Annotated in this window: 6 protein-coding genes and 1 pseudogene; all 7 read left to right on the forward strand. The window is 34.5% G+C overall.

Annotation, left to right across the window (positions count from 1 at the left end):
- Positions 1-718 precede the first annotated feature (718 nt).
- Positions 719-1,915 (forward strand): MFS transporter, encoded by a 1,197-nt coding sequence (locus JR312_RS05415; protein ID WP_416647915.1) that lies wholly within the window; start codon positions 719-721, stop codon positions 1,913-1,915.
- Between the two features lie 38 nt (positions 1,916-1,953).
- Complete coding sequence (locus JR312_RS05420; RefSeq protein ID WP_416647916.1) at positions 1,954-2,253, forward strand: integration host factor subunit alpha; 300 nt, start codon at positions 1,954-1,956, stop codon at positions 2,251-2,253.
- Entirely contained in the window at positions 2,250-2,576 is a 327-nt protein-coding gene (locus tag JR312_RS05425; protein ID WP_410542513.1) for a MerR family transcriptional regulator, read from the forward strand. The genes JR312_RS05420 and JR312_RS05425 overlap by 4 nt, the downstream gene beginning before the upstream one ends.
- Positions 2,577-2,628: 52 nt before the next feature.
- Positions 2,629-3,219: a murein hydrolase activator EnvC family protein gene (locus tag JR312_RS05430; RefSeq protein ID WP_416647917.1), complete on the forward strand. Its 591-nt coding sequence runs from the start codon at positions 2,629-2,631 to the stop codon at positions 3,217-3,219.
- A 4-nt stretch (positions 3,220-3,223) separates the two neighbouring features.
- Positions 3,224-5,683 carry a leucine--tRNA ligase gene (gene leuS, locus JR312_RS05435; RefSeq protein WP_264330715.1) on the forward strand — a complete coding sequence of 820 codons (2,460 nt, stop codon included), beginning with the start codon at positions 3,224-3,226 and terminating at the stop codon, positions 5,681-5,683.
- Between the two features lie 120 nt (positions 5,684-5,803).
- Positions 5,804-6,361: a hypothetical protein gene (locus JR312_RS05440; RefSeq protein ID WP_264330716.1), complete on the forward strand. Its 558-nt coding sequence runs from the start codon at positions 5,804-5,806 to the stop codon at positions 6,359-6,361.
- A gap of 103 nt (positions 6,362-6,464) precedes the next feature.
- Positions 6,465-6,827: pseudogene (locus JR312_RS05445) on the forward strand (cell envelope biogenesis protein OmpA); the annotation flags it as partial.
- Positions 6,828-6,967 lie beyond the last annotated feature (140 nt).

The raw sequence follows: 6,967 nt of genomic DNA on the forward strand, positions 1-6,967 counted from the left end.
AAAGGTAGAGCAAAAGTGGATTACTGCTTTGCCTAATTGGGCTTTAACTATGTCTCAACTTGATATCTTTTTTCCTGGTAGGTTAAAAATTGAGTTGAATTGAAAATGCGGTTTGACACACTTTTTTGAACGTTCCCATTTAATATTTTAAATTAGGCCTCTTGCATAACTATATTAAAGGTTAGCACCAGCAACTACTCCTCATTACATATTTTATCGCATTAATAATTGTTATGTTTTTGCTCTCCCTATTGCTCCTTGTGCAACATTTGGCCTTGTCACTTATATCACTTGTTACCCTCCTATTTCTTGCTTTATTCTTTTTTTTCCCTTTCAAGACAGGTTCTGAGTGGCAAAACATAGGTCCACTTTAATGTGTATTAAACAAGATTTTATAACTCTAATTGTCTTTGCTTGTGCTGTTCAACTGTGACATCAACCATTACATTCAATGGAAGATGATCTGAAGGGTATCTCTCTTGTTGGAATTATATCATCTTTACCCAGGCCTTTCACCGTACGCTGTATACTCCTTTATAACAGGGGATAAAAAGCAAAAATCTATTCTTTTTTTGAGATCATATACAGATTCTAACAATTAAAATCTCACAACAAATTTGTTGTTTCATAGCTTTTATATAATCTATAATTGCAACTGTTTTAACATTAATCAGAACCTAAAAGAGGCTTGTTATTAATGGATTACTTATAAAATCTTATGGAAAGTAGAGCTTGGTTCATTTGGCTGATCAGCAACTTAATTGTTATATTCAGCAATATGCAAATAATCTACACCTTTATAAGTGTGGATCTTGAAAAAGAACTTGGGATCACGATTGCGCAAGTTGCACTGGCTAATTCAGCATATACTTGGACTTTTGCTATCTCACAATTTTTTAGTGGGGCAATGTTTAATGTTTTTTCCAGCAAAAAAATTTATTTTCTCTCATTATCGATTATGATCTTTGGGTTTTTTATCCTTATTAGTAGTGACAGTTTTGTCCATCTAATTTTATCTCAATTCTTGATTGCAATTGGAGCATCATTTGGTTTTGTTGGAGCTGCTCATATAAGTAGCACATATTTTCCCATTACCCAATTTGGACTGATGTTCTCACTAGTGCAGACAATTTCAAGTCTTTCAGCTTTGATGATTCAAATGTTGTTCTCTAGCTTCCTTGCTGAAGGTATGGATTGGAAGAATTTGATTGTATACGTAATATTATTTGGCGTATCGATATTTGTACTTATGTTTTTTTATCCGAAAGGACTTTCAAAAAAAAGTTTGGAAAAATGCACAATAAAAAGCTCTATAAAAACAGTAATATGTTCTATACTAACGGTGCTAAAATTAAGAGATATCTGGATAACTTCAGTAGTAGGTGCTATTACTTTTGGAACATTTTTAGCGCTTAATATGCTGTGGGCACCAAGGTTACTAAGCAACTTAGAACTAAATACAATGGAGTTAGGTGTGGCAACTGCAATATTGTGGCTTGGTCTTGCAGTTGGTGCTCCAATTGCAGATTTAATCTCAAATCTATTTAAAAATAGAAGGCGCGTAATCTCTGCTTTTGCCATATTGCAAGGTATTTCAGTTGTTATTTTACTATACGGCAATTTAACAGTTCATATTATATACTTTTGTATGTTAATGTTTGGTTTTTTTGCAGGCGGACATATGCTTAATTTTACTGTTGGCAGTGAGATTGTTGAGCAGAAGTATATTAGCACATCATCATCCATTATCAATGGATTTATGTTTGTTATGAGTGGAATTTTAGTGTCAATTTTAGCACTTTTTTCAGATCATCAAATGGCGCTTTTCACAATATTTGCAATGTTAACATTTGCTAGTATTTTTAATTATGCCACAAAAGAAACATACTATAAAAATAAAGTAGCTGAATCTTGAGTCGACTGTTATATTATATTAACATACTATAATAAATTATGACAACAAAAGACACAACAGTAACTAAGGCAACAATAGCTGAATGTATAAACCAGGAAATTGGATTATCGAAAGAAGACTCTATTGCAATAATAGATGATATATTGGATGAGATAAAAACGAGCTTAGCAAAGGATGAGATAGTAAAAATATCTTCATTTGGAACATTTTTGGTTAAAAACAAGAAAGAAAGACCAGGAAATATACCAAAGACATTGGAAAGGGTAGTAATTCAAGCGAGAAAATCAATTTCTTTTAGACCTTCAAAAATGATGAAGAAATTAATAAATAACCGATGAATAAGGAAAAATTATTTTACACAATTGGAGAAGTAGCTAAAGAACTACATTTGGAGCAGCATGTTTTAAGATTCTGGGAAAGTCAATTCCATCAAATTAAACCCATAAAACGGAAGGGAAGAAGACTATATGATCATAAGTGTATAGAGGCAATAAAGAAAATAAAATATATGCTATATGACAAAGGATATACAATAAAAGGAGTACAAAAGGAATTTGGTAACGATGTAAGAATTGATCATTATTCAAGAAATTTGTTGCAAGAACTTACCGATTTAAGAGACTATTTGACTGATAAAATAAATGAAGAAAGTAACAAATAGACGAAAAACACTATAAAGTTTTGTGAAAGTTGATATATCTAGAGATAAGTGTATGTGTCGTATAGCCTTGTTCTTTATATTATCAGCAATACTGATAAGCTGTGGCCTGCAAAAACCTGCACCTGTAGTACTTAAAGGCGAAGAATTTTATGGAAAAAGAGACCTGGAGTACACAAGGGAGTATCATCTGATTAAAGAAAATGTTGATTCTTCGCTGCAAAAAGAAAGTAGAAAAGCCTTCGTAGATAAGGTATATAACGATAATGCACAAGGCATGTGTAAATTTGTAATACCGGTTAAAGGTGCAGTTATCTCTTCTGATAAAATATGTCAAGATGGCATAAAAATTACTGCTCAAAGTGGAACAAAGGTTATTGCTTCTGCACCTGGCAAAGTAATATACGTAGGCAAAGGCCTGAGGTGGTACGGAAATTTAATTATAGTGGAACATAAAGATAATTACATGACTATGTACTCCTATTTAAAAAACATACAAGTTGAAATTGGTGATAAAGTAAAACAAGGTCAAGTAATTGGATCTGCAGGTAAATCAAGCACACAAGATAAAGATCCGCAGATGTGTTTCACAATAAGGCATAATGGTCAAGCAGTCGATCCTTTAGTACATATAAACTGTGATTGAATTTATGAAATATGATTTTAAAAACGTTGAAAAATTCTACCAAAATAAGTGGGATTTTTCTGTAAGCAAAGATAGTAAAAAGAAGAAATGTTACGTGTTGGAAATGTTTCCATATCCATCTGGTAAGATTCATATGGGGCACCTGCGTAACTATGCAATAGGAGATGTTATAGCACGTTACAAGAGAGCTCGTGGATTTGAGGTTTTGCACCCAATTGGCTGGGATGCGTTTGGATTACCAGCTGAAAATGCAGCAAGGGACAATAACATTAACCCTGCAGCATGGACACAAGATAATATAGATAATATGCGCGCGCAGCTAAAATCTATAGGTCTTTCATACAATTGGGATCGTGAGCTCTCCACATGTGAGCCTGATTATTACAAACACGAACAGAAATTTTTTCTGGATTTTTTAAAGCATGGTCTTACCTATCGAAAAGAGTCGTGGGTTAATTGGGATCCAGTGGACCAAACAGTGCTTGCAAATGAGCAAGTGGTTGATGGAAAAGGATGGCGATCAGGTGCAGTTGTTGAAAAACGTAAGTTATCTCAGTGGTTTTTAAAGATTACTGATTTTGCTGAAGATTTGCTTCATTGTTTGCAAAGTTTAAAAAATTGGCCAGAAAAAGTCAAAACTATGCAAGAGCGCTGGATAGGAAAATCTGAAGGGGCAACTATAGATTTTGAAATAGTTGGCCTGAATAAGAAATTAAAGATTTTTACAACTTCTCCTCATATTTTATTTGGAGCTTCTTTTCTTGCAGTAGCAGCAGAGCACCCTATTGTACAAGACCTTAAGGACGAAGACATACAAGGCTTTATCGACAGTGTGAAGGCAAAGGGGGAGAATGATGAAAAAATCGGGATTTACACAAGATTAAATGTCAAACATCCATTTCTTGATAAAGAGTTGCCACTGTACATAGCGAATTTTGTGTTGATGGAGTATGGAGAAGGTGCGATTTTTGGTTGCCCTGCACATGATCAGCGTGATTTTGAATTTGCACAGAAGTATGGTTTACCGATTATTCCTGTAGTTTGTGAAGAGACCAAAGAGATCTTAAAAGAACCGTACTTCGGTGATGGAGTGATGTGCAATTCTGAATTCTTAAACGGACTAATGATTAATGAGGCAAAGGAAGTAATCATTAAAAAGCTTGAAGAAAAAGGAATAAGCAAAAAAACAGTAAACTACCGTTTGCATGATTGGGGAATTTCAAGGCAACGTTATTGGGGATGTCCTATACCTATTATACATTGTAAAGATTGTGGAATTGTTCCAGTTCCAGAAAAAGACCTCCCTGTTGTTCTACCAACGGATGTAGAATTTACAAGTGGTGGTAATCCCCTGGATAAGCACCCAACCTGGAAATTTGTTGATTGTCCAAAGTGCGGAAAGCAAGCAGAACGTGAAACTGATACATTTGACACTTTTTTTGAATCTTCTTGGTATTTTGCTGCATTTTGCAGTGAAAATAAATCGATTAATAAAGATACTTGTAATCGTTTTATGCCTGTTGATTATTACATAGGTGGAATAGAACATGCAATTCTACATTTGCTTTACTCAAGGTTTTTCTGCCGTGCTTTAACTAAATGTGGCTATTTTGACGTTAAAGAGCCTTTCTCTACTTTAATCACTCAAGGAATGGTCTGCCATATAACTTATAAAGATGAGAATGGCAAATGGCTCTTTCCCGAAGAAGCAAAAGAGTTGATTGCGAAGGGTGCTAAGATCCAAGTTGGAAAAGTCGAAAAGATGAGTAAGTCAAAGAAGAATACAGTTGACCCAAACTTTATCATAGAAAAATACGGTGCTGATACTGCTCGTTTGTTTGTATTATCCGATACCCCCCCAGAAAAAGATATGGAATGGTCTGATGATGGCGTGGAAGGTTGTTTTCGCTACATAAATAAATTGTGGCGTATGGTAGTGCAACTTAGACCCGTAAACATACACTATGATAATGAAAACATTGTAGGTAAACTCTTAGAGTACAGAAAAAAAATCCATAAACTATTGCAAGTGCTTACAGATGACTTGGAAAACTGCAGATTAAACTGTGTGGTAGCAAAGTTTCGTGAAATGACAAATTTAATAGCTGAAATAGACGTAAAAACTGGAAAATCTCTTATTGATGAAGGTATATGCATACTAATCAGAGTAATTGAGCCATTCATGCCACACCTGGCTGAAAATTTATGGCAAAAAATAGGAGGCGAAGGCATGCTATATCTAAAGCCTTGGCCACAAGCTGATGAATCACTACTAATTGATAATATGGTGACTGTAGCAGTGCAGATCAATGGAAAGTTGCGTGCGACCATTGAAGTGGCAACTGATTTACCTCAAGAAAAATTGAAAAAAATAGCAACAGATTCTGTATCTAACAAAATCGATCAAAGCAAAATTCGCATTATATATGCTGTACCAAATAAGGTAGTAAACATAGTTATATAAAAATTTTGAGTAGCATGTCCCTAATTTCGCAGGTATACTTTTTTTGATATGCGGTTATATCTTTTTTAATATAAAAGATATATACTTGTGCATTATATATTTTTTTGTATGGGTAGTTATATGAAAATAAAAGGATTGTGTGTTTTAGCTGTTTTGCTCACTTCATCTCTAGCAGGTGCAGCTAGTAATAAAGCAGCTAGTAATAGTGCAAAAGAGCAGTACTACGCAGGTTTAAACTTTGGTGGTGGATGGGGTACTGGCTTAAAAATAAAACCTGGCTTAGTTTTTGGTTATAATTATGATAAAAGCTCTAAGTTTGAACTTGAGATTCTCACTGACGTAAGTGATATGTTTGGTAAGGAAACCAAGAAAATGGGAGCTAGTTTATTAGCAAATTACCGTTATTATCCTGACGTTAACATTGATCCTGTGAAACTATATGTCAGTGGAGGTTTAGGAGGACATCTACAAGTAATGCCTTTTTCTCTTGGCGGAGGTGAAACACTAGATAAAATACTGGGTGCTATTTCGTACAAACTGAAGGTTGGTGTTGATTATGAAGTTGCTCCACAGATAGTTGGTACAGCTGCTTTAACCGTAGGCGGGCAACTGAGTGGTTTAAAAGCAATGGCAGTACCGGATATGATGCTGGAAGTAGGAGTACGTTATAGTTTTTAATGCTGGATGGCATTGTGTACATGTTTAGGTGTAACCATAAGCAATGCTCAAAACTTGCTGCTAGCATGTTTGAACACTTATTCCAGTCTGTTTTAAGGAAGTAATGTGTATGAATTATATGAGAACGATGAAAGTGTTCGCTGTGTTGATTGCTTTAGCAAGTACAGCTAGTAATGGTACAAGTGAGTTAGAAGATCAGTACAAAGATCGGTATGAAGACCAGTACAAAGATCATTGTGAAGATCGATATGAAGACCAGTACGAAGATCATTACTATGTAGGTTATGTAGGTTTAAACTTTGGGACTCGATGGGGTGAAAGCTTTAAATTGAACCCTAAAGTTGTCTTTGGTTATCATCATAACAAAAATTCTAAGTTTGAACTTGAGGTTCTTGCTAACACAAGTGATATAACTGATAAACAAAAAAGGAAAGTAGGAGCTAGTTTGTTGGCAAATTACCTTTACTAGGGAACGTTCAAAAAAGTGTGTCAAACCGAAAAAAAAGTAATAAATTGATATAAAAAATGGAGGTTTGATATGAGTCAAGCAAATAGAACTACTGGTTTGGTAGATTATAAAGAATTAGAAACAAATATCCTGTCATC

Source organism: Wolbachia endosymbiont of Nasonia giraulti (assembly GCF_048054155.1).
Taxonomy (GTDB): Bacteria; Pseudomonadota; Alphaproteobacteria; order Rickettsiales; family Anaplasmataceae; genus Wolbachia; species Wolbachia pipientis_C.

Coding starts and splice junctions, on each gene's coding strand:
- JR312_RS05415 (WP_416647915.1), top strand. CDS start 719: ATGGAAAGTAGAGCTTGGTTCATTTGGCTGATCAGCAACTTAATTGTT.
- JR312_RS05420 (WP_416647916.1), top strand. CDS start 1,954: ATGACAACAAAAGACACAACAGTAACTAAGGCAACAATAGCTGAATGT.
- JR312_RS05425 (WP_410542513.1), top strand. CDS start 2,250: ATGAATAAGGAAAAATTATTTTACACAATTGGAGAAGTAGCTAAAGAA.
- JR312_RS05430 (WP_416647917.1), top strand. CDS start 2,629: ATGTGTCGTATAGCCTTGTTCTTTATATTATCAGCAATACTGATAAGC.
- leuS (WP_264330715.1), top strand. CDS start 3,224: ATGAAATATGATTTTAAAAACGTTGAAAAATTCTACCAAAATAAGTGG.
- JR312_RS05440 (WP_264330716.1), top strand. CDS start 5,804: ATGAAAATAAAAGGATTGTGTGTTTTAGCTGTTTTGCTCACTTCATCT.